This is a genomic window from Phascolarctobacterium sp., from assembly GCF_030531065.1.
In the GTDB taxonomy this organism is placed as follows: domain Bacteria; phylum Bacillota; class Negativicutes; order Acidaminococcales; family Acidaminococcaceae; genus Phascolarctobacterium_A.
This window is the reverse complement of the sequence record NZ_JAUNOQ010000009.1, coordinates 15,497-38,132: the sequence shown is the minus strand read 5'-3', so window position 1 is coordinate 38,132 and position 22,636 is coordinate 15,497. Positions and strand designations below refer to the sequence as shown.

16 protein-coding genes and 1 CRISPR repeat array (1 of these 17 only partly in view) are annotated in these 22,636 nt (G+C 49.5%); of the genes, 14 read left to right on the top strand and 2 right to left on the bottom strand.

Features of this window, described 5'->3' with window-relative positions:
• Positions 1 to 1,235: direct repeats of the CRISPR family, unit length 34 nt; unit sequence ATAGAAAAATAGTCCCCGATTGAGGGGACGGAAA (it extends 662 nt beyond the left edge of the window).
• 50 nt (positions 1,236 to 1,285) lie between these two features.
• The 14 genes from cas1 to Q4E64_RS07350 all read left to right on the top strand — a co-directional run bounded on the left by cas1 (position 1,286) and on the right by Q4E64_RS07350 (position 17,569).
• The gene (cas1, locus tag Q4E64_RS07415) at positions 1,286 to 2,278 is read left to right on the top strand and encodes a CRISPR-associated endonuclease Cas1 (RefSeq protein ID WP_303167143.1); all 993 of its coding nucleotides are present in this window, start codon (positions 1,286 to 1,288) and stop codon (positions 2,276 to 2,278) included.
• A 1-nt stretch (position 2,279) separates the two neighbouring features.
• Positions 2,280 to 2,561 carry a CRISPR-associated endonuclease Cas2 gene (cas2, locus tag Q4E64_RS07410; protein WP_303167141.1) on the top strand — a complete coding sequence of 94 codons (282 nt, stop codon included), beginning with the start codon at positions 2,280 to 2,282 and terminating at the stop codon, positions 2,559 to 2,561.
• A 124-nt stretch (positions 2,562 to 2,685) separates the two neighbouring features.
• Positions 2,686 to 2,976, top strand: coding sequence for a LysO family transporter (locus tag Q4E64_RS07405; protein ID WP_303167139.1), 291 nt, complete (start codon positions 2,686 to 2,688; stop codon positions 2,974 to 2,976).
• Positions 2,973 to 3,569, top strand: coding sequence for a lysine exporter LysO family protein (locus Q4E64_RS07400; protein WP_303167138.1), 597 nt, complete (start codon positions 2,973 to 2,975; stop codon positions 3,567 to 3,569). Before Q4E64_RS07405 ends, Q4E64_RS07400 begins: the two co-directional genes overlap by 4 nt.
• 223 nt (positions 3,570 to 3,792) lie before the next feature.
• Positions 3,793 to 4,539 carry a Fe-S cluster assembly ATPase SufC gene (gene sufC / locus Q4E64_RS07395; protein ID WP_303167137.1) on the top strand — a complete coding sequence of 249 codons (747 nt, stop codon included), beginning with the start codon at positions 3,793 to 3,795 and terminating at the stop codon, positions 4,537 to 4,539.
• Positions 4,540 to 4,558: 19 nt separating this feature from the next.
• Entirely contained in the window at positions 4,559 to 5,965 is a 1,407-nt protein-coding gene (gene sufB / locus Q4E64_RS07390; RefSeq protein ID WP_303167136.1) for a Fe-S cluster assembly protein SufB, read from the top strand.
• Between the two features lie 13 nt (positions 5,966 to 5,978).
• Positions 5,979 to 7,085, top strand: coding sequence for a SufD family Fe-S cluster assembly protein (locus Q4E64_RS07385; protein ID WP_303167135.1), 1,107 nt, complete (start codon positions 5,979 to 5,981; stop codon positions 7,083 to 7,085).
• Entirely contained in the window at positions 7,075 to 8,310 is a 1,236-nt protein-coding gene (locus tag Q4E64_RS07380) for an aminotransferase class V-fold PLP-dependent enzyme (RefSeq protein ID WP_303167134.1), read from the top strand. The genes Q4E64_RS07385 and Q4E64_RS07380 overlap by 11 nt, the downstream gene beginning before the upstream one ends.
• Complete coding sequence (gene sufU, locus Q4E64_RS07375; protein WP_303167133.1) at positions 8,300 to 8,734, top strand: Fe-S cluster assembly sulfur transfer protein SufU; 435 nt, start codon at positions 8,300 to 8,302, stop codon at positions 8,732 to 8,734. Before Q4E64_RS07380 ends, sufU begins: the two co-directional genes overlap by 11 nt.
• 410 nt (positions 8,735 to 9,144) lie before the next feature.
• Positions 9,145 to 10,842, top strand: coding sequence for an FAD-dependent oxidoreductase (locus Q4E64_RS07370; RefSeq protein WP_303167132.1), 1,698 nt, complete (start codon positions 9,145 to 9,147; stop codon positions 10,840 to 10,842).
• Between the two features lie 190 nt (positions 10,843 to 11,032).
• Positions 11,033 to 11,476 carry a C-GCAxxG-C-C family protein gene (locus Q4E64_RS07365; protein WP_303167131.1) on the top strand — a complete coding sequence of 148 codons (444 nt, stop codon included), beginning with the start codon at positions 11,033 to 11,035 and terminating at the stop codon, positions 11,474 to 11,476.
• 150 nt (positions 11,477 to 11,626) lie between these two features.
• On the top strand, positions 11,627 to 12,805 hold the full coding sequence (locus Q4E64_RS07360; protein ID WP_293727808.1) for a PLP-dependent aminotransferase family protein: 1,179 nt from the start codon (positions 11,627 to 11,629) through the stop codon (positions 12,803 to 12,805).
• Between the two features lie 455 nt (positions 12,806 to 13,260).
• Positions 13,261 to 14,124, top strand: coding sequence for an Rpn family recombination-promoting nuclease/putative transposase (locus Q4E64_RS07355; RefSeq protein ID WP_303167130.1), 864 nt, complete (start codon positions 13,261 to 13,263; stop codon positions 14,122 to 14,124).
• Between the two features lie 388 nt (positions 14,125 to 14,512).
• Positions 14,513 to 17,569: an autotransporter outer membrane beta-barrel domain-containing protein gene (locus Q4E64_RS07350; protein ID WP_303167128.1), complete on the top strand. Its 3,057-nt coding sequence runs from the start codon at positions 14,513 to 14,515 to the stop codon at positions 17,567 to 17,569.
• A 172-nt stretch (positions 17,570 to 17,741) separates the two neighbouring features.
• On the opposite strand, the gene Q4E64_RS07345 is transcribed toward Q4E64_RS07350, so the two are convergent.
• Both Q4E64_RS07345 and Q4E64_RS07340 read right to left on the bottom strand, forming a co-directional pair.
• Complete coding sequence (locus Q4E64_RS07345; RefSeq protein WP_303167127.1) at positions 17,742 to 18,818, bottom strand: hypothetical protein; 1,077 nt, start codon at positions 18,816 to 18,818, stop codon at positions 17,742 to 17,744.
• A 147-nt stretch (positions 18,819 to 18,965) separates the two neighbouring features.
• Positions 18,966 to 22,544 (bottom strand): autotransporter outer membrane beta-barrel domain-containing protein, encoded by a 3,579-nt coding sequence (locus Q4E64_RS07340; RefSeq protein ID WP_303167126.1) that lies wholly within the window; start codon positions 22,542 to 22,544, stop codon positions 18,966 to 18,968.
• Between the last annotated feature and the right edge of the window lie 92 nt (positions 22,545 to 22,636).

Below are 22,636 nucleotides of genomic sequence, written 5' to 3'. Positions count from 1 at the left end.
CCGATTGAGGGGACGGAAATCCTAAATGGTTATTGCTAATATCTAACCCATAGTTGTCGATAGAAAAATAGTCCCCGATTGAGGGGACGGAAATTACTCGTCGACAACTTTATCCACTCTGCCATCTTATAGAAAAATAGTCCCCGATTGAGGGGACGGAAATATTTTGCGTATGGGATTTTATACACATTCGCCCGTAATAGAAAAATAGTCCCCGATTGAGGGGACGGAAATCGGAGTACCAGCCGCCTATATAGGTTTTAATTTTTGAATAGAAAAATAGTCCCCGATTGAGGGGACGGAAATTCCAATATAGCGCCGTTGAATTCCGAGTCGTAAAATATAGAAAAATAGTCCCCGATTGAGGGGACGGAAATAATTTGTTTAAGTTCTTCCATTTCCTTTCTGCCTATAGAAAAATAGTCCCCGATTGAGGGGACGGAAATACAAAAATACCCTTATACATAATGTCAACAATGGCACGGATAGAAAAATAGTCCCCGATTGAGGGGACGGAAATACCATACGTGGCTGATAAATCAATTTCACTCCGTCAGGATAGAAAAATAGTCCCCGATTGAGGGGACGGAAATTGGAGCTAATTTTCTTAATAACTCTTCATCACCAATAGAAAAATAGTCCCCGATTGAGGGGACGGAAATATTCATGCCCGACTGGCAAACCATTATTAGGTTGTGCGGATAGAAAAATAGTCCCCGATTGAGGGGACGGAAATTCATAGGACACGTTAATATTGCCAAATGGCCTGTATAGAAAAATAGTTCCCGATTGAGGGGACGGAAACTATCAAGATTATCAATACTTTGATATAATCCCTTAATAGAAAAATAGTCCCCGATTGAGGGGACGGAAACGAGCTTTTTGTTTTCCCTTGGTTTCTGTGCTTTTTCATAGAAAAATAGTCCCCGATTGAGGGGACGGAAACTTTTGCGTATGGGATTTTATACACATTCGCCCGTAATATAGAAAGAGTCCCCGATTGAGGGGACGGAAACGCTTCGGCTTGCGCGACGGTCATCAAGAGCTTACCTCATAGAAAAATAGTCCCCGATTGAGGGGACGGAAACAGCGGCGGAAGGTGTACTGTCCCGATACTTCTTCAAATGATAGAAAAAGAGTCCCCCGATTGAGGGGACGGAAACACATCTGCAATAATGTTTTTAGCCATTTTACTTTACCTATAGAAAAATACTCCCCGATTGAGGGGACGGATAATTAGTACGCTTATAGTTGCATTATATTTTATTTATAGAAGGTGATGCTTGTGACATCGTTGTATATTACTGAAAGCGGCGCGTATTTGCGTAAAAGAGGCGGCCATGTTATTGCCGGACGCAATAATGAGGTTCTAATGGAGATTCCGTTGGAGCGTATTGAGGACGTAACTTTAGTAGATAGCGTACAGATTTCTTCACAGCTTATTACAGAATTTTTGGAGCGGAATATTCCTTTGTCTTGGATTTCTGGCTATGGTCGCTTTTACGGTTCTTTAGTTTCTAACGGCGCTGTTGATGTTTTAAAACACAAGAAACAGTTTGAACTATTGGACAACGATGGACTTTATTTTCAAATTGCTAAAAAGGTTGTTTTTGCAAAGGTGCATAATCAATTAACGATTTTGCGCCGGTATAATAGAAATTTGGCGCTTGAAAGTGTAGACAGTTCAATTCGCAATATTTTAGCTATACGAAAAAATATTTTTAGCGCAGATGATTTCAGAAAATTAATGGGGTATGAGGGAATTATCAGCAGGGCATATTTTTATGCTTTAGGTGAAATAGTACCAGAAGAATTTCGATTTACGAAGAGAACGAAACAACCGCCTCGTGATCCGTTTAATTCCATGCTTAGCTTGGGTTACAGTATGTTGTTTGATGAAATAATGACGGGAGTATTGGGGTGTGGTTTGCATCCGTATATAGGTTTTTTGCATAGATTGGGCAAAGGACATCCAGCATTAGTTTCAGATTTAATTGAAGAGTGGCGAGCACCTTTAGTAGATTCTTTGGTTTTGGCTTTAGTGAAACGTAATATGGTAGATCATTCTGCCTTTACTTGTACAGAAGAAGGGTGTTTTTTAGATGCAGATGCGCGTAAAGTTTTTTTACAGGCGTATAATAAAAAGTTGCGCTCTTTAAATCAGTATTTTGATGGCAAATATACTTATCGTGAAAGTATCAAATTGCAATGCAAGAAATATGCCAGCGCTATTATGAATGATAGTGCAGAAATGTACGAGCCTTTGGAGTTAAGATAGAATGGAAGTAAAGAAATTTATCGTACTAATGATTTATGATATTGTAGACAATAAGCGGCGCAATAAAATGGTAAAATGTTTGGAAACTTATGGTGTGCGTGTGCAAAAGTCTGCCTTTGAAGCTTTATTAACTCGGAAACAATATGATAAAATGCTAAGAGAAAGCAGCGCTTTAATAGATGAAGCGGTAGATTCTTTGCGTGTATATGTATTAGACGATATTATTGATGTTTATACTTGGGGAATTGGCGAACGAAAGGAAGCCGACTGCATAATTTTATAAAACTGCGAGCGTAAAAAATATTGGCGTTCTGACGATTGCGTTTGTACAATAAAACTCCATCTACTCTCCCTTCTCGTTTTGCTGTATAATATTATTAGTTTGCTTTGGAGCGTTGGAGGTAGAGATGGAAGTTATTATTGCAGCGATAGGTGTCGGTATTCTTTTGGGCTGGCTGGATATTTTCAGCTATCGCGTCAAGCTGTGGCTTAACCGCCTGTCGACGGTGTGCCTGTTTTTGATGCTTATTTGTTTAGGTGCGAAAATTGGCTGCGACGCCAATCTTTTAGGACAGATAGAAAGGCTGGGGCGGCAGTCCTTGCTTTTAGGCGGCAGCGCTATTTTGGGCTCGTTGCTGTTGGTTTATGTGGTAATCAAGCTGCTGGCTCCCGATTTTGCCAAGGAGGAGCGGCCATGATTTACGCTTTGTTTGCCGCCATCCTTTTGGGTATGGGCGGCGGCTATTTGTTTCTGGACGTTACGTCCAAGCCGCTGCTGGATGAAATATTGCTGACCGCTTTGGATTTTATGGTGCTGGTGGCCGGTATTGAAATCGGCAGCAACCGCCGTTTGCTGCGGCAAATCTGCACGCCGAAAAATCTGGCGCTGGCTTTGGCGTTGCCGTGCGCTACGCTGGTTGGCAGCTTGGGCGGCGCTTATCTGAGCAGCTTTATAACGGGGCTCGGCGTTTACGAATCTATTTTGGTGGCGGCGGGGCTGGGCTGGTACAGCCTTTCTTCCGTAGTCGTCAGCACTATGCACAGCACGGAGCTGGGCGCAATTTCTTTTTTGAGCAATATGCTGCGCGAGGTGTCGTCCTTCGTTTTGATTCCGCTGCTGGCGCGTTGGCACGGGCTGTTGGCTATTGCTCCCGGCGGCGCGGGGACGATGGATTCCCTGCTGCCCTTAGTGATTCGTGCGGCAGGCATGAACGTAGGCATGTTTTCCTTTATTAACGGTTTAATTTTATCGCTTTTGGTGCCGGTTTTGCTGTCGTTGCTCCTAGGCTGACGTGCAGCGGAATAACTGCTTTGCCTGGTAGTAAATAATTGCTTTTTAGTATATAATAAATTGAATACGGCGCGGCGCTTGCAACTTTTTTGCAAATTATCGCTGCGTTACGTCCATAGTCCCTTGCATTGGGGCGGAAATAAATTTATAATATGGATATAAAATCATACTAGAAATATGGGAATTAAAGGTTTGCCTGCGGGCAGACGATTGGAGGATAAATATGGCGGAACAATTATTAGAAGTAAAAGGCTTGCAGGTTAATGTGGAAGACAAAGAAATTCTGCACAGCATCGATTTGGATATTAAGCCCGGCGAGACCCATGTGCTGATGGGTCCCAACGGCGCAGGCAAGTCCACACTGGGTTACGCATTGATGGGCAACCCTAAATATACGATTACCGGCGGCACGATTATGTTCGACGGTCAAGATATTACCGGGCTTTCCGTGGATAAACGGGCGAAGGCCGGGCTGTTTCTGTCCTTTCAGAATCCGCTGGAGGTTCCGGGCATCAGCCTGAGCAGCTTTTTGAAAACGGCGCTGGAGCAGCAGCGCGGCGTGCGCATTAAGGCGTGGGACTTCCGCAAGGAGCTGCGCCAGGCCATGGCGCTTTTGCAAATGGACGCTAAATATGCCGAGCGCGATTTGAACGCCGGTTTCAGCGGCGGCGAAAAGAAGAAGGCGGAAATTTTACAGCTCTTAATGCTCAATCCCAAACTGGCCATTTTGGACGAAACCGACAGCGGTCTGGACGTGGATGCGGTGAAGATTGTGTCCCAGGGTATTAAAACTTTTCAGGAACACCGCAACGGCGCGCTGCTGATTATTACGCATAATACGAAGATTTTGGAAGCGCTGCACGTGGATAAAACTCACATTCTGGCCCAGGGAAGCATTATTAAAAACGCCGGGCCGGAACTGGTTGAAGAAATCAATAAACAGGGCTTTGAGCAGTTTTTGCAAAAATAAGTCGATGATGGAGTGAAATATGGAAGAAAAAACTTACGTTGAAGATATAGACAGAAGCCTGTACGACTTCCGCAACGAGGACAAGGATGCTTACCGTATTCAGGAGGGCCTGACCCGCGAGATTGTGGAGCAGATTTCTCGCGAGAAGCACGACCCGGAATGGATGCGCGAGTTTCGCCTGAAATCCCTGGAAATTTATAACAGCATGGTTATGCCTCAGTGGGGACCGTCCATCGAAGGGCTGAATATGGATAATATCGTTACCTATGTGCGCCCCAATACGAAAATGCAGGGCAAGTGGGAGGACGTTCCCGAAGATATTAAGGATACGTTTGAACGCTTGGGCATTCCGCAGGCGGAGCAGACCAGCCTGGCTGGCGTGGGCGCTCAGTACGACAGCGAGCTGGTGTACCACAATGTGCGCCGCGAGGTGGAGGAACAGGGCGTAGTTTATACGGATATGGAAAGCGCGTTGAACGGGCCTTACGCCGACATGGTGCGCGAGCATTTTATGAAGCTGGTGCCGCCGACGGACCATAAGTTTGCGGCGCTGCACGGCGCGGTTTGGTCCGGCGGTTCCTTTGTATATGTGCCCAAGGGAGTGAGCGTGGCGATTCCGCTGCAATCTTATTTCCGTTTAAACGCCAAGGGCGCGGGCCAGTTTGAGCATACGCTGATTATTGTGGACGAGGGCGCTGATTTGCATTTTATCGAGGGCTGCAGCGCGCCGAAATATAATGTGGCCAATCTGCACGCGGGCTGCGTGGAGCTGTTTATCGCCAAAAACGCCAAGTTGCGCTACAGTACGATTGAAAATTGGTCCAAGAATATGTATAACCTGAATACGAAGCGGGCGCTGGTGGCGGAGGGCGGCACTATCGAGTGGGTGTCCGGCTCTTTTGGTTCGCACGTTTCTTATTTGTATCCCATGAGCGTGCTGAACGGCGACGGCGCTCACAGCGAATTTACGGGCGTAACCTTTGCCGGGCGCGACCAGAATCTGGATACGGGCTGTAAGGTGGTGCACAACGCGCCGCATACGACTAGCCTGGTCAATACCCGTTCCATTTCCAAGAGCGGCGGCGTCAGCACTTTCCGCAGCAGCGTGGTGGTAACGAATAAGGCCAAGCACGCCAAGTCGTCGGTGTCCTGCCAGAGCCTGATGCTGGATAATATTTCTCGTTCCGATACCATTCCCGCTATCGACGTGCGCACGTCGGAGGCGGATATCGGCCACGAAGCCAAGATTGGCCGCATCAGCGACGACGCCGTATTTTATTTAATGAGCCGCGGCATCAGCGAGGACGAAGCCAAGGCGATGATTGTCAGCGGCTTTGCCGATAACGTATCGAAGGAGCTGCCGCTGGAATATGCGGTGGAGATGAATAATTTAATTCGTTTAGAAATGCAGGGAAGCATAGGTTAGGGAGAGTTTTATTATGAAAAATATAGATTTGATTGTTAATAAACTGCCCGCGCCCACCTGGAATCGTTTGCGGATGAACGACAGCAGGCTGGAGCTGGCTCCCTGCGCCGACGTGTGCGAACCCAGGGTTGCTTTGCAGGGCAGCGTATGCTTAAATAAAAACGGCGCCGGTTCGGCCTGCTGCGGCTGCGCTACTGCGGCCGGTTGTCCGGTGCACAGCGTTGATTTTAATAAGATACCCACGGGCATGGGCCAGGATATGGAGCTTTTGGGCGCGGGCCGCACGCTGCGGCTGACGGCGGACGCCGGCAAGAGCGTTGCCGCCATAACCTTGCGCTACGGCGATGGGCAGCGTTGCTATAACCGTCTGCAAATCGAAGCTAAAGAGGGCAGCGACGTAACCGTGCTGATGACTTATATTTCTACGGCTGCCGCAGCCGGAACCGCCGCTGTGCAGACTAAGATTCACGCCGCTGCGGGGGCGAAGGTCAAGCTGGTGCAGGTGCAGCTTTTGGGCGGCGGCTTTGTGCATTTGAACGATGTGGGCAGCGAGCTGGGCGACGGCGCACGGCTGGAAATTTTGCAGCTGCAGCTGGGCGGCAGCAAGGCGTACAACGGCGTGCGCACGGAGCTGACCGGCGAGGGCAGCAGCTTTGAGGCGGCGGCAGGCTATTACGGACGCCGCGGCCAGCGCATCGATATGAATTTTATCGCTAATCATTATGGTAAGAATACCGTTTGCGACATGACTGCCGACGGCGTGCTGCAAAGCGGCGCTTGTAAAATTTATCGCGGCACTATCGATTTTAAAAACGGCTGCGCCGGAGCTGTCGGCGACGAGAAGGAAACGGTGCTGTTGCTCAGCGACGATGTGGTGAACCAGTCCGTTCCGCTGATTTTGTGTAGCGAGGAGGATGTGCAGGGCAATCACGGGGCCAGCATCGGCAAGCTGGACGAGGATTTGCTGTTCTATTTGTGCAGCCGCGGCTTCAGCGAGCAGGACGCTATAGATATGATGGCGAAGGCCAAAATTGAAGCCCTGTGCCGCAAAATCGGCGACGAGGATACGGTGCAGCTGGTGGAACGCTATTTGGAAGGAGTAATTGCTGATGGTCAGTGATAAGGACTTACTTGCTTACGATTATAAAAAAGATTTTCCGCTGCTGGCAAATATGGACGTGGCCTATCTGGATAACGCGGCTACGGCGCAGCGTCCCCTGTGCGTAATCGAAGCCGAGCGCGATTTTTATTTAAAGCATAACGCTAATCCCTTGCGCGGACTGTACCAGCTGGCCATGGAGGCGACGGACGCTTACGAGGACGCCCGCACAGCCGTGCAGAAATTTATTAACGCCAAGCATTTTGAAGAAATTATTTTCACCCGCAATACGACGGAGAGCCTGAACCTGGTGGCGTACAGCTACGCGTTGCATAATTTGCAGCCGGGCGACGAAATCGTGACGACGATTATGGAGCATCACAGCAATATGCTGCCCTGGCGCATGGCGGCCGCGCAAACGGGCGCGACGCTGAAATATATCGAGTGCGCCGCCGACGGCAGCATCGCGGACGAAGCTTTGGCGCAGGCGATTACGGCAAAAACTAAAATCGTGGCAATGGCGCAGGTTTCCAATGTGCTGGGCCGCTTGAACCCGGTGGAAAAGGCCGTCGAGCTGGCGCACAAGGTGGGCGCGGTGGCTGTTATCGACGCCGCCCAGAGCGCGCCCCATATGGCTATTGACGTGCAGAAGCTGGACGCGGACTTTTTGGCTTTCAGCGGCCATAAGATGATGGGTCCCATGGGTATCGGCGTTTTATACGGCAAAAAGAAATTGCTGGACGCTATGCCTCCCTTCCTGAGCGGCGGCGAAATGATTAGTATGGTGAGCCGCGACGGTCAGGAGTACGCGCCGCTGCCGCATAAATTTGAAGCCGGTACGGTCAACGCCGGCGCGGCTGCCGGTCTGCATGCGGCTATCGATTATATCAACAGCATTGGTTTTGACATTATCGAAGCGCGCGAAGCAGCTCTGACCAGGCTGGCCTTCGAGGGTATGCGTCAGATTGAGGGCGTGCGCATTATCGGTTCGCCGAATGTTGAAGAACATAAGGGCATCATCACCTTTACTATCGACGGCGTGCATCCCCATGACATCGCCGCTATTTTGGACGCGGACGGCGTGAATATCCGCGCCGGCAACCACTGCGCCCAGCCGCTGCTGGACCATTTGTGCACGGGCGCGACGGCTCGCGTCAGTCTGGCTTTTTACAACGACGAGGCCGATGTGCGGCGTTTGCTGGACAGCTTAAAAACTATCAGGGAGAGAATGGGCTATGGCAGATAACAGAAGCTTTTATAATGAAATTTTACTGGACCATAATATGCATCCGGGGCATAAGCACGAGCTGCCGGACGCCGATATGGAAATGCGCGGCTATAACCCGACCTGCGGCGACGATATTACCATGAAGCTGAAGCTTGCGGATGGGGTAGTGACCGACGGCGCCTTTGTGGGCAGCGGCTGCGCGATTTCGCAGGCCAGCGCCGACATGATGCTGGATTTGGTCATCGGCAAGCCGAAGGAGGAAGCTCTGCGCCTGGCGGATATTTTCCTGCGCATGATTAAGGGCACGGCCAGCGAGGAGGAAATCGACGAGCTGGAGGAAGCGAGCGCTTTAAAGGACGTTTCGCATATGCCGGCGCGCGTGAAATGCGCGGTTTTGGGCTGGCATACGCTGGAGCAAATGCTGAATAACGAAGAAAAATAAAATTTTAAAACGCTGGCGATTATGAATATCATTGCGGCTTTGGAAAGTTTGGAGCGCGAGCAGCTTAGCCGCGCGAACTTTTTGGCAAACGTCGGCGATAAAAACCTTTGAGCGCAGGGCGTTTGCTAATTGCAAAATATATTTAAGAAATCAAAATAAGCTTCGGGCATTGCGCGTGTCCGGAGCTTTTGCTTTACGCAATACGTTTTGTCTTGCGAAGTCCTTGTTGAGATTTTTATTTGCAAACTGTCGATAGCCGTTTCTATGTCTAAGGCGCGGCGGGAGTTTATTATTTCCAGGTAAGTTTTAGCTTTAGGGCGTTTTGGTAAAAGGTAAAAACGCTTCTGTGTCGAATTATATAAATAAAAATAACGCCGGTTAAGGCAATTTTATATGAGGAGCGTGATTTTATGGGTAAACGCGTGGTAATTATCGGCGGCGTGGCGACGGGGATGAAAACTGCCGCCCGTCTGCGCCGTCGCGACAAGGATGCGGAAATTATCGTGCTGGAGCGGGGGTCGGAGCTGAGCTACGGCGCCTGCGGCTTTCCTTATTTTATCGGCGGCGAGGTGCAAAGCTTCGACAGCTTCGACCACACGCCGCAGGGAGCGAAGCGCGACGCGGAATATTTCCGCAAGGTGAAGGGAATCGACGCGCGCACGGGCTGCAATGTGACGGCTATCGACCGCGAGCGTAAATGCGTGACTTACGTGGAAAACGGCGCCAGCAAAACGCTGGCTTACGACGCGCTGGTTTTGGGCACGGGCGCGACGCCGGTAAAATTGCCGCTGTCCAACGCGGACGCGGCTGGTATTCACAGCTTTTGGTTCCCGTGGGACGTCAAGGCGGTGGACGCAGAAATTAAAGAGCGCGGCGTGACGGACGCGGTAATTATCGGCGCGGGCTTTATCGGCATGGAGCTGGCGGAAGCCTTTGTTCACCGCGGTTTGCGCACCAGCGTTGTGGAAATGCAGGACAGGGTGCTGCCCCAGCTTTTGGATAAGGAAATGGCGGACCTTTTGCTAAAACCGCTGCAAAAGGCGGGCCTGCAATTATATTTGCAAGAAAAAACCGTGGGCTTTACGGCGGCGGATGGCGTCGTGACCGGCGTGCAAACGGATAAGCGGGAAATTCCCGCGCAGCTCGTTATCGTGGCCGTGGGCGTGCGTCCCAACGTGGAACTGGCGCGCGCGGCGGGTTTGACAATCGGCGCGACGGGCTGCATTGCGGTCAACGAATATTTGCAGACCAGCGACCCCTGCATTTACGCGGGCGGCGACTGCGCGGAAAATACTCACCGCGTCAGCGGCGCAAAAATTTTTGCGCCCATGGGTTCCACGGCCAATAAGCACGGGCGCGTGATTGCCGATAATATCTGCGGCGACGGCGTTAAGTATCCCGGCGTTTTGGGCACGGGCGTGTGCCGCGTTTTTAATTGCAATGCGGGCGCGACGGGCTTGAACGAACGCAGCGCGGCGGCCGCCGGCATAAAATTCAAGAGCGTGGTGGTTCCGGGTTTCGACCGCCTGGGCTATATGCCCGGAGCGGGGCGCTTGATAATTAAGCTGCTGGCGGAGGAAGGCACGGAGCGTTTGCTGGGCGTGCAGGCGGTGGGCGCTAATGCGGATAAGCGCATCGATACGATGGTCGCGGCGCTGTCCATGGGCGCGACGCTGGAGGATTTGTCCAATTTTGATATCGCTTACGCGCCGCCGTTTAACGGACCGATTGATAATTTGGCGACGGCTGCTAATGTTTTGCATAACAAAATGACGGGGCAGATGCGCGGCGTCAATCCGAAAGATTTTGAAGCGGAGCGCGCCAGGGGCGACTATCTTTTTGTGGACGTGCGCACTCCCGGTGAGGTGGCGGCCAACCGTATCGCGGGGATTCCCAATCGCGTCAACGTGCCGCTGGACCAGGTGCGGGACTGCGGCGAGCTGTGCCCCAGGGATACGCGTATTATTACGTCGTGCCAAATCGATTTGCGCGGCTACGAAGCGGAGGTTATGCTGCGGGCGAAGGGCTATGAAAACGTTCAGAGTTTGGAGGGCGGCATGAGCGGCTGGCCCTATGCCACCGAAAGCGACGCGCAGCGGCAAAAATAAAAAAGCGGTCAGCCCAAGACGCTGGACAGCAAGCGAAATGAAATTACTGCGCCGCTAAGGCAGTTTGTCAATAGAGATAATGCAGGTTTTTGAGGAAATTCTAGTTTCGGATAAAATCTCTGTGGTAATAACTAGGCTTAGCAACAGGATTTCGGTTTATAAAATATGAATCACAAAGAGGAGGAGCATCATGAGCGAATTTAGCGAAAGAATGGGTATGGCGGCAGGCAATAATTTTAAGAGCGGCTTCAACTGCTGCGAGGCGATTGTGGAAACCTTCCGCAAGGAGGCGGGCGTGGATATCGACGACAACGCTTTTCGCCTGTGCAGCGGCTTCGGCGGCGGCATTGGGCACGCGCGCGATTTGTGCGGCGCGCTGGCGGGCTGCACCATGGTTATCAGTACGCTGGCCGGGCGTAATCATCCGAGCGAAAAACCGTTGGGTGAGATTTATCCGCTGACGCTGGAATTTCACGAGCGCTTTAAGGAAGCGTTCGGCAGCACGGCCTGCGGCGACTTGATGCCCTACGAATTCAACACGCGCGACCATTTGAAAAACTGCTTGAAATTAGTCAATAAAATGGCGCAGCTGTTGGCGGTTTATCTGGAAGAAAAGGCGCTGCTTAAAGCGTAAATAATGTTACAAGAAAATTTATATGCACAAGCAAATTTTACGGCTCCGTAATTTTTGCTTGTGCATTGTTTTGTGCAGTGCTAAAATATTTAGTACGTTAAAAATATAACGTCGTTTGAGAATTTTACCATTGAAGTGAGGGTGTTAAACATGAATTTCGCTAAACGTATGGAGCGGATGCAGGCTTCTGAAATCCGCGAGCTGCTGAAATTAACAGCTAAACCTGATATTATTTCTTTCGCAGGCGGCTTGCCCGCTCCCGAATTGTTCCCGGTAGAAGAAATCGCTAAAGTGTCGCACGACCTGGTGCTGAAAGAAGGCCGCCAGCTGCTGCAATACGCTACCACCGAAGGCCGTCCGTCCCTGCGCGCTAAAATCGCTAAGCGTATGGCCGATAAATATAATACGCAAGTGGACCCGGACGATATTTTGATCACCACCGGCTCCCAGCAATGCCTGGACTTTGTGGGCAAGCTGTTCCTCGACCCTGACGACGTAGTGCTGTGCGAAAGCCCGTCCTATCTGGGAGCGCTCAACGCTTTCAACGCTTACCAGCCAAAATTTGTCGAGGTTCCTACCGATAACGGCGGCTTGATTCCCGAAGAGCTGGATAAAATTCTGTCCACGACTCCCAAATGCAAATTTATTTACGTAATCCCCGACTTCCAAAACCCGACGGGCCGTACCTGGTCCCTGGAGCGCCGCCAGAAATTTATGGAGGTCGTTAATAAGCACAACCTGCCGGTAGTAGAGGATAACCCCTACGGTGAGCTGCGCTACGAGGGCGAAATTCTGCCGTCGTTGAAATCCATGGATACCAAGGGCTTGGTTATGTTCCTGGGCACTTTCTCCAAGATTTTCTGCCCCGGCCTGCGTCTTGGCTGGGTTGCAGCCGAGCACAGCCTGCTGACCGAGTTCGTAAAAATTAAACAAAGCGCCGACCTGCACACCTCCAACTTCGACCAAGGCGTAGCCGACGCTTACATGGAAGCTTACGATTTGGATAAGCACGTTAAAGAAATCGTCGCTTTGTACAAGCATCGCCGCGATTTGATTTTGGAATCTATGGAAAAATACTTACCCGCAGGCACTGAATGGACTCATCCCGAAGGCGGCCTGTTCCTGTGGCTGACCTTCCCCGAAGGCGTAAGCGCACGCAAAGTGTTCGACAAGTGCATCGAAATGAAAGTAGCCGGCGTTATCGGCGACGCTTTCTATCCCAACCAAAAAACCGACCGCAGCATGCGCATTAACTATTCCAATATGCCGGACGACAGAATCGTCGAGGGCATTCAGCGCATGGCTAAGGCTATTAAGGAAGCTATGTAAGCGCCGCTCAAAAATAAAATTTGCTTACGGCTTGGCCAAAATAAAATTTTACCGTCGTTCTGGAAACGGAACGGCGGTATTTTTTCGTTTAGCGCAAGCATTATTCTTATCGCGTAACGCGATGGGAAAAGAATGTTCGCTGTAATTCTTTGCGGCTGGCGGGCACGCGCTCTTGCCTAAAAGATAAATTCCTGTTATACTTAACATACAAAGTCCTTGACAACTAAAAAAGCAGTAAACGGCAGCTTTTCCAAGCGCGCCGCGATTATTTCGCCCAAATTATCAAATGCAAGCGAAATTCAGCAGTACCAAGTGCGGTTACAGGTTTTGATGTAACCGGCGGTACTGCTTTTTTATTTTGCTAAAGGAGGTGATTATCTTGAGCGCAGGAACATAGGCAAAATAATTTACCTAACCGCTTTTAGAGAAAATATGCTATAATAAGGAGGAACAATATGGCAACTAAATTTGAAGATTTAACTATTCAAAACAACTTTCTTTTTCAACAGGTGATGAAGAATCAGCGCATCTGTAAGCGTTTGATTGAGGAGCTGCTGAATATTAAAATTGCTAAGCTTTCCTATCCTCTTGCGGAACAAACCATTGAAACAGGCGTCGACAGCCGCGGCATCCGCCTCGACATTATTGTGGCCGACGAGAATCATACTCATTACAACTTGGAAATGCAGGTGGAAAACCGCAAAAGTCAGGATACTGGCGAACCGCTTTTGCCTAAGCGTACGCGCTATTATCAATCGTCACTGGATATGGATTTATTGAGCAAGGGTCAGAATTTCGACAAATTAAATGCAACCTATATTATTTTTATCTGCGCCTTTGATTTATTTGGAGAAGGGCGGTATACTTATACCTTCAAAAGTAAATGCCAGGAAAGCCCCGGTTTGGAATTAGCCAACGGCGCGACGGTAATGATCATAAATTCTTTAGGGACGAAAGGCAATATTTCGCCTAGGGCTAAAAGCTTTTTAGAATATGTCAACGATAGAATCGTGCGCGACGCTTTCACTCAGGAAATTGCCGACGAAGTAACGCGAGTGAAGCGTAACAGCGAGGTAAGGAGGCAATATATGCTATTAGAAATGAGATTACACGACGAGCGTATGGCCGGGCGCGCCGAGGGACGCGCCGAGGGCCGTGAAGAAGGCATGCTTGCCGGACGTGAAGAAAAAGCGCGTGAAATAGCTTTGGAAATGCTTAAAGATAAATATGCTTTAGCGCAGATTTTTAAGCTTTCCAGCTTGAGTAAGGAAGAAATTTACGCTTTGGCCCAAGCTAATGGCTTGGAGGTTGTGGAATGAAGCCGCAGTAAACAACAGCGGTTTCAAAAAATGAAAAAAATTTAATTTTTGAAAGTGAGAGCGAAATTAAATCGCTTTAACCCTGTTTGCCGCTTTGGCAGGCAGGGGATTTTTTATTTTGCAAGGCAGTTTGCGCTTTGCAGTTGCCTTTTGTGGTTTAGGGCGGCGGCCGGCGCTTTACGCCTCAGGACTGACTTGCGGTTACGCAAAAACCGCCGCCGCAGCAGCCGGCGCGTGAGCGCTGCAACGCAAAAGTGCTCGATGCACTTTTGCTTGACTGGGGGGGGACGAGAGATTATAATGTTGGTAACAGCATATGTCGCAAATTTTAATTATACGGGAAATAGTAATACTGTCGACAATTAAAACTTAGAAAGGCGGAGCTATTATGAAAACAAAATTGTGGCAAAAGAGTTTGACCTTAGGCGCACTTATGGCGTGTGTTATTACGGGTAGCGCGTTGGCTGCGGAATATAACGGCCAAATTTTTGATGAAGATGTTACAGGTTATGACGTAATCAACGCTACTATTGGGAATAATAAGATAGAAGGATACGATAATAGGGACGTTGCCATTGGCGCAAGCGGCCAAGATGTTACCGTAGAAGCGTCTACTATCAATATTAGAGCAGAAATAGAAAACGGCACTTCTGGTGGCAGGTTGTATGGTATTGATAATACTAACAGTAATAAATTGACCGTTAGTGCCGATTCAATAAATTTGGATTTAGCTGCTGCTGGTACAAATTATCAGCTAAGGGCAATTAGAAATGTATTAGGAGAAGATTTAATAATCAATGCAGATGTAAATGGTGAAATATCCTTATCGTCTACAGGTGGCGGTATTATTGGTTACGATGTTTGGGGTAACATAACGCAAAACGGTAGCGTAAATATGGTTGTTAATGCAGAGGAAGCGCAATTAACTGGAGTTCAAGTTGTGGGCCAAAATGTTGCTCAGGAAGTGAAGGCTGTTTTTAATGATGACTTTATTTTTGCTGCTTCAGGGCAAAATAGCAAAAAAGATGTTTGTGCTGTTTATAGTGAAAGAAATGGGACTACAGAATTTAATGGCAATACATATATTACCGCTAAAGCCGAGAATAGTATTGGTGCCGTATGGGTTAATGCTTTACAAACTAATGGCTCCATAGTGAATTTTAATGGGGATATTACTGAATTGGCTGCTGAAAATGATAATTATACTGCTCAAACGATAAATACTTATGGTTATATGCAAGATTATAACAATTATCCTAATGGCATAGTAAACTTCAATAGTAGTGGCCATACTTATTTAGTAGCTAAAAGCGCTTACGGAGTTAACTGTGTGGGTTATGGTAGAAGCACAAAACCCAATGAAGTAAACTTTAATGGTGGGGATGTTATATTACATGCAATAATTACTGATGGTGTTGCTACAAGTAATGCTATTGGTATATTAGGTGGTGATAATACTACTGTTAGCGATAAAGTAAATAATTTTAGTATAATTGTAGAAGGTGCTGGCGTAGATAAAAACAATATGAATTATTCAAACGGTACTGCAGGTATATATGAAGATGGCGGAAAAACCGTTATAAATGCTCATAATTTGAATATCAATGTTACATCTGGGCAAGATACAGAAAACACAATTTTTGATAAAGCAGCAGCAGATGCATTAGGTGATGACTACTGTACTGCATATGGCATTAGAGTAGATTTAGGTGGTAGTGTAGAAATAGGGCGTGATACGACTACTAATATTTCGGTTACGGATAACTATAAAAATGCTATAGGAATATATGTAAGCGAATTTAGTGGATATGAAGGTTATGGTTCTGGTTCTGCCAATATTTTAGGTGATGTATCAATAGACGCTACTGGCGGCGAAGGGACGTATAGCGTAGCTTCAAAAGATAGTGGAAATGTTATATTAGGTTCTACAGGCAAAACCGTTTCTCTGACTGGTGATGTAATTGCTGACCAAGGTACTATCACCTTACAAGGCAGCGATAATACTGTCAATGGCGTAATAACTTCTACCAATAGCGGCGAAATAAATCTTACTGGCGAAGTTGCGACCTATAATTTACAGCACATGGAAGCAAGCGACAGCGGCACGATAACCGTCGGGGCAGGTACGACAATAGCCGTCGACAGCGCTAATATTGTTGGCGATAATTATCTTGTAACCGTTAGCAACAATGGTGCTCTTGATGTAGCGGCTGACTCTAAAATTCATATTTTAAACGCTGAGAAAGGTCAAACATTTAATATCGTCGACGGCAGTGACAAAGAAGCTTGGAAAGTAGAAAACATTTCCGCCGACAACTTCATGCTGCAATACAAAAAAGTTGACGGCAGCGACGATTATATCATCACTACTACCGTAGCCGACGCGAAAGAAGTTTTCGGCGGCGCGGTGCTTATCCCCGATGTATTGACGCAAACTTTGACGAACGGCAAGGACGGCGACGCCGCTTACGATTTCTTTAACGATGCGGTCAGCGGCGCTAATTTAACTAAAGCGGCTGCGGCTAAAAATATCAACAACGCCGCTTCCATGAGCGAGCTGGCGGGCGTAAGCCGCGCAACCTACAGCGCCAGCAATATCCTGACAGACGCTGTGGCCGACCATATGTCCCTGGCAAAAAATCTTGACCATGACACGGATATTTGGGCGCATTATGTGCATACGAAGGAAAACATCGACGGTCTGGCAGTGGCCAACGGCGGCGCTCGCTATGACGCGCAGTACAACGGCATCGTTGTGGGCGCAGATTTATACAAGCAGGGCAAGGGTACGATTGGCGCGGCTTTGACGTACATCGACGGCAAGATTACCGGCAGCACGAGAAACGACGCCGAATATTACGGCCTGAGCATTTACGGCGGCATTGAAAACGAGGACAGCGCCGTGATCGGCGATATCAGCTACCTGCACGGCAAGAACGATATTACCCAATACAACAGCGGCTACACGCTGACTGGCGAGCCGAAGAGCGACGCTTTCAGCGTGGGCGTGCGCGCTGAGCAAAGCTTTAAAGCCGGCGCAGGCAAGGTAGTGCCCTATGCAGGGCTGCGCTATATGCATTTGGGAACCGGCAATTATACTAGCAGCATCGGCCTGCACTACGACGCCGACGACGCTGATTTGTTCCTGTTGCCGGTGGGCGTAAAATACAGCGCCGAGCATAAAACTGCGGGCTGGACGCTGCGTCCCATCGCAGAGGTCGGTTACGTGTGGGCTATGGGCGACCGCGACGGCGGGCAGACCGTAAGCTTAAATGGCGTAAGCAACGGCTTCGGCTACGACGTGACGGACAGCGGCAGCTATATCGGGCGCTTGGCTTTGGAGGCCGAAAAGGCTAACGTAACCTACGGTTTGGGTTACGAATACCAAAAGGGCGACAGCGTGAAGGCCAACAAGTGGATGGTTAATTTGAACTGGGCCTTTTAAGCTCGGGTAAATTTATTCCTATCGCGTAACGCGATAGGAATAAAATGTTCGCCTTGCAAAAAATGAAAAAAATTAAGTTTTGCTCAACGAAAAATACGCCAAAGTTTCGCTGGCGCATAAAAAAGCTGCCGTCCCTTGCGGGCGGCAGCTGAATTTTTTGCGGCTGGCAGCTTTACAATTCTTTTTTTACGCGACCGAACAGGATGTACATAACGCCTGCGGCTTCGTCGGGAAATTTAAAGAGCAGTTCCTTATTATCTTTCGTGCGGAACGTAACCATGTTGATATTATCAAACTCGGCGTGAGTAATGTCCTGTAATTTTACGTCAAAGGCGTTCTTTTTGCTGATGTAAATGATGCGCCTGCTGGTGAGGAAGAAGTGGCCCAGCTCCAGCAGCACGGTAGCTTCTTCTTTAATTTTGGGATGTTCCAGCTTTTCACCTTTGAAGTTGACGGTTTCGTCGATGCTGAATTTGCGCGTCAGCTCGAAATAGTTATCTTCTTTTTCAATGACCTTATTCTGGCACAGGCCGCAGTTGACATAAGCGCGGCAGGCCTCGCCCTTTTCCAGCGGCAGGTCGACTTTAATATCGCCCAGCTCCTGATGCTCGGCGTTCCACAAATCGCGGTATTTTTTGAGGGCGTTGACGATATTATTTTTAAATTCGTAAGGAATATCGAGAGCGGCGCAGTCGGCGCGGAAGGCTGCCTCCTGGTCGGGACTGTAGCGTTCTTCCTTAGAAATATCTTCAAAGAGTAAATTGAAATGCGCCTGGAAAACCTGCTTGCGGATGGAAAGGCCGTCTTCGTAGTCGTAGCCGAACAGCGCGTTGATGGCGTTGATGTCGAGCTTTTCTTCGCCGGACAGCAGCTTGCGGCAACGGATAAAATAAGCGGCGGTCTTAGCGCCCTTGTCGGCGAGCTTGACGAGGTGGGGCGGCAGTTCCAACAGCTGCGCCAAGCGTTCCGTCTGCGCGAAAAGCGCGTCGTCCGCGCTTTGGGCGTCGGTATAAACGACATCGGCCAGCTTGCGATAAAGACCGCTGCGCCGCTGTAAATTTTCTTCGCTGAATTTGACGCCCCATTTTTTCAGAGCGCCGCGCACTTCGTTTTCGCTAACTAAGGCGATATCTTCTGCGGCGGCGAGCAGATTGTTCAGCTCCTTCCAGCCGTTTTCCGCAGGCTTGCTGCCGAACATTTTAGATAAAAAACCGCACGCTTCTAATTCTTGATATTGGTAAGGTTGCACAGAAAAAACTCCTTTTAGCGGCGCTTGGAAAATGGCGGCCGCTGTTTTATTTACAATATTATGCTTAATCGCTAAATCTAAATACTATTATACTGTAAATTATCTGTGAAAGAAAGAGAAAATTTTTCCGGCGGCGCGGTCGCTCGTTTAAAAGCTATATTCCAGCTTCAGGCTGCCGCTTACGCCGCGGTGGCCTTTGCGGAAAAGCTCGGCGCCGGCGGCCGCTGTAACCAGCAGCTTGTTTTTGTGCAGCAGCTGGCCTTGCAGCGTCAGCTCCAGCCAGCCTTTATCCGCATCGCTTTCCCAATGCACGGGCGCACTGCCGCCTGCCAGGGAAATAGTATAATTGCGGTCGCTGCGCCACAGCTCCTGCTGCCAACGGGCGCCGACGCTGACCTGGTAATCGGTTTGCTCGTTGAGCGGCTTCGTGACAGTGGCGTACTGCACGCCTGCGTTGCCCAAAAGGCTTTGATAATTTTCAGAGGTTTGCCTGATGGCCGTAGCGCCGCGGCCCGTTTCCCGAAAGGCGGGCTGGGTGGTAAGCGCGTAGTTTACGCCTGCGCTCCAGGTCAGCGTGCCTGCGCCGCAGAAATTATTCCAGCCTGCGCCCAGCTCGGCCGCGCCGCCCTGCTGCCGGAAGTCCGCTTTGTGCTCTGCCAGATAAGCGTTATTGATGTTCAAGGCGCGGCGGTTTTTAGCCTTACTGTTGTCATAACGCACAAAGCCGTAGGTGAAAGGCCCGTTATCCCTGTCCTTAGCCTGCTTGAAGTAAGCGCCGATAAAGCCGCCGTCCCGCTTGCTGTGTAGTCCGTCGCTGGTGCGGAAGCTGGCGCTGTCGTGCAGGTAACCGCCGAAAAAACCTGCGCCGTTGCCGTCGGTTTGTTTGTCTGCGCCGATAAGAATGCCGCTGCCGTGCTGGCTGTAGCCGCCTGCGCCTTGCTGGCGCGAAGTGAAAGCTAAAGGCGCGGCGAACCAATGCCATTCGTCGTCCGCGTGGGCATGCCAGTCGAAAATTGAATTACGCACAGCGCCGGACAGCAAATGGTTGACGTTCATGGAAGCTTCCAGCTGCCTAGCGTAGGAAAGTCCGGATAATTGCCGGGCGTTGCCGTTCAGCCTGCCGCCGTAGCCGGGCAGCATCAGGGCGCGGTACAGCGACCAATCGTCGTCGGACATTTGATTAAGCTCGCTGATGCTGAGCCTGCCGTCTAAAATTTTGCCCACGGCCTTGGCTTCGCCGTCGATATACGGCGTAAAGCCCTGGGAAAAATCGTAAAGCGCCCAGCTGTCGCGCAGCTTGGTAAATTGAGTGGCGGAATTATTTACGGAAGCCGCGAGCTGCTCGTCGTTAATAATCACGTCGCCTGAAACAACGGGGAAGAAGTCCTCCCGCGTCAGCAGGACGGGCGCGCCCTCGTAAGAATTTTTTTGGACAAATTCTACGTTTTGTAAATTAACTGTAAAAGTAGAATCTAAATCGTAATTTTCAGATTCCCATCCCCTGAGGCCGATAGCGTCGTGTTGGCCGCTACTGAAATCGAAATCCAGCTTCAGTTTGCCGCTGTCGCCTTGGTTAAAGCTGTCGCCCCGCATTTCCACATAGCCAAAACCGTCGCCGCCGGGAGCAAGCGTGCCGTAAATATTCAGCTGCCCGCTATTTTCGCCGCGGGGATAACCGTATTTTTTGGTTTCGGCGGACAATAAGCCCTGCGCGTTAAGCACGGTGCCGGGACTGGTCGTAATGCTTAAAACAGAAACGGAGTTTTCCGGATTATTTTTGTTTAAATCCAGACTGCCGCTTAGCAGTTCCAAATTGTAATTTAAAATATTATGCTTATCTTCAAACGCATCGTAGTTAGAGATGTTGCCCGTGAAAATTCCGCAGTAAGTTTCGTCTAAGGCGTTGCCGTCCGGAGTTCCGTCTTCCTTTGCCTTGCGGCCGAAGGTCAGGCGCGTTTCCGGCAGTACTTCGCATTTCGTTTTAAGATAATCAACGTAAGCGTAATTGGGGTTATAACCGCCGGATGTAATATCGCCGATAATTTGCCCTTGCCCCATGACATTGATTTCTTTGATGAAATTGGTTTCTGTTACGTAAATGGCCGCGCGGTCGCCTTCCAGGGAGCCGGTAATGTTGAGCTGTTCAACGGAAAAGCCTTTATTATCTTCGATGGACTGCTCGGTTATTTTTTGCAGCTCGGCGTTATTTGCGGCCAATTCCGCCCATTGGGCTTTTACTGACGCCAAATAGTCAGGATCGTCGCCGTCCACAATGCGCGTGCTGTAGAAGGCTTCTTCGCTAAAATAATTTTCGTAGCCGCTGGCGATTAGCAGTCCGATGCCGTCGTAGCCGTCGGCCTTGATGCTGCCGGCAATATTGATGGTATTGTTAGCGCCGTAATTGACGCCTATGCCGGCGCCCGCGGCGCCGCTTACGGAAATATTTGTGCTTTGGGGAATATTAACGGTGTTGTTCGCGCCGCTGATCATGACGCCGCAGCCGGCAAGGGAGCTGAAGAAATCCTGCGGGTTTTGCGGCGCGATGACGATGTCGCCTTTTTGCGTCAGCTTTAAATTATTGCGGTAAATGTGAGTCCCTACAGCCAGCATGCGATCGCTGGTAAAATTTTTTTCATTGACGGCGCTGCTCGTTTTTCCGTCGCCGCCGTATTGCAGATAGCTTTTACCGAAGTATTTGCTGCGGTCGATCTTGTAGCCCATGTCCTGCAGCATGGCCAGGTCGAGTTCGGTAATCATGCTGGAGGTCGTCAGCGCGCCGTAATTGCAGTAGCTAATGGCTAAATTATTATGGGAAAGGGAGGAACCGTTACTTAAATATTCCTTGGGATTCGCGGCGCGCGTCAAAGCGCCCAAAATGGGAATGCCTTCGCCGTTTGTCAGCGCGTCGACGTTTTCGCCGTGAAAGGTAACGCTTTTAATTTCCTTTACGTCCGTGCCCGGCGCGCAGATATAAAAGATATTTTCATCCTTTTGGCTTTCGGCGGGCGTCTTGGTAATTACTATGCGCTGGCCGCCCTTGGCCTGCGTGCCGTAAATATCGTATAAATGCTGCGAGTAGCTGTTCAGCGTATCGCTCCATTTATATTCGCCGTCGCTTGTTTTAACAACTACGTCCGCCATGCCCAGGCTGTGCGTCAATTCGTGCAGCGTAGTTTTAAAAATATCGCTTGCGGAATAAATATTGGCGGCGCGAGGCAGGTCGTAAGCGTTAAGGTCGCCGTTGGTATTATAGATAATAAAAGTATCGCTGGGGTTGCCGTTTCCTTGCGCTGCTAACGCTTGGTAAATCGGGCCGTTAGCGTCGCCCAAATTAGTGGAGAAAGCCGCCAGATAATCGTCCTGGGACGAGAAGGCAACATAAATGGGAATACTGCCGTCGGCGGCATTTTCGCCTAAAAGCTCGCCGTAATATTTGAGAGCTGCCGGTAAAACCAATGACGGTATAGCGCTGTCGGCAGGTATATCGTCTTCGATAACCATATTTTCCGTTACCGTTTGCCCGTTGAGAATAGCGATACTGTCGCCCTTTTGCAGATAAATAAGCTTAAAGGGGCCGTAGACGTCGGCATTAGCAGAGCTGGTATTAAATTGCCAGGTGTAATCCTCGTCGGCGGCGCAGCAAACGGGCAGCGCGAGGTGGCAGCCCAGAAGCAGCGCAATGAGCGCGGCGGTTTTAGAATGGCGCAGAGCCTTGGATAACGGCATATAATTTTCTCCTCGTAAAATCTGTTTTGCTTGATATTTTAATTATAATGGATAAACCGAAGCTGCGAAAGATTTTTTTGCGTAACGGTTGG

Bases quoted from the DNA above. Each gene is read 5' to 3' on its own strand.
- cas2 (WP_303167141.1), top strand. From the start codon at position 2,280: ATGGAAGTAAAGAAATTTATCGTACTAATGATTTATGATATTGTAGAC.
- Q4E64_RS07405 (WP_303167139.1), top strand. From the start codon at position 2,686: ATGGAAGTTATTATTGCAGCGATAGGTGTCGGTATTCTTTTGGGCTGG.
- Q4E64_RS07400 (WP_303167138.1), top strand. From the start codon at position 2,973: ATGATTTACGCTTTGTTTGCCGCCATCCTTTTGGGTATGGGCGGCGGC.
- sufC (WP_303167137.1), top strand. From the start codon at position 3,793: ATGGCGGAACAATTATTAGAAGTAAAAGGCTTGCAGGTTAATGTGGAA.
- sufB (WP_303167136.1), top strand. From the start codon at position 4,559: ATGGAAGAAAAAACTTACGTTGAAGATATAGACAGAAGCCTGTACGAC.
- Q4E64_RS07385 (WP_303167135.1), top strand. From the start codon at position 5,979: ATGAAAAATATAGATTTGATTGTTAATAAACTGCCCGCGCCCACCTGG.
- Q4E64_RS07380 (WP_303167134.1), top strand. From the start codon at position 7,075: ATGGTCAGTGATAAGGACTTACTTGCTTACGATTATAAAAAAGATTTT.
- sufU (WP_303167133.1), top strand. From the start codon at position 8,300: ATGGCAGATAACAGAAGCTTTTATAATGAAATTTTACTGGACCATAAT.
- Q4E64_RS07370 (WP_303167132.1), top strand. From the start codon at position 9,145: ATGGGTAAACGCGTGGTAATTATCGGCGGCGTGGCGACGGGGATGAAA.
- Q4E64_RS07365 (WP_303167131.1), top strand. From the start codon at position 11,033: ATGAGCGAATTTAGCGAAAGAATGGGTATGGCGGCAGGCAATAATTTT.
- Q4E64_RS07360 (WP_293727808.1), top strand. From the start codon at position 11,627: ATGAATTTCGCTAAACGTATGGAGCGGATGCAGGCTTCTGAAATCCGC.
- Q4E64_RS07355 (WP_303167130.1), top strand. From the start codon at position 13,261: ATGGCAACTAAATTTGAAGATTTAACTATTCAAAACAACTTTCTTTTT.
- Q4E64_RS07350 (WP_303167128.1), top strand. From the start codon at position 14,513: ATGAAAACAAAATTGTGGCAAAAGAGTTTGACCTTAGGCGCACTTATG.
- Q4E64_RS07340 (WP_303167126.1), bottom strand. From the start codon at position 22,544: ATGCCGTTATCCAAGGCTCTGCGCCATTCTAAAACCGCCGCGCTCATT.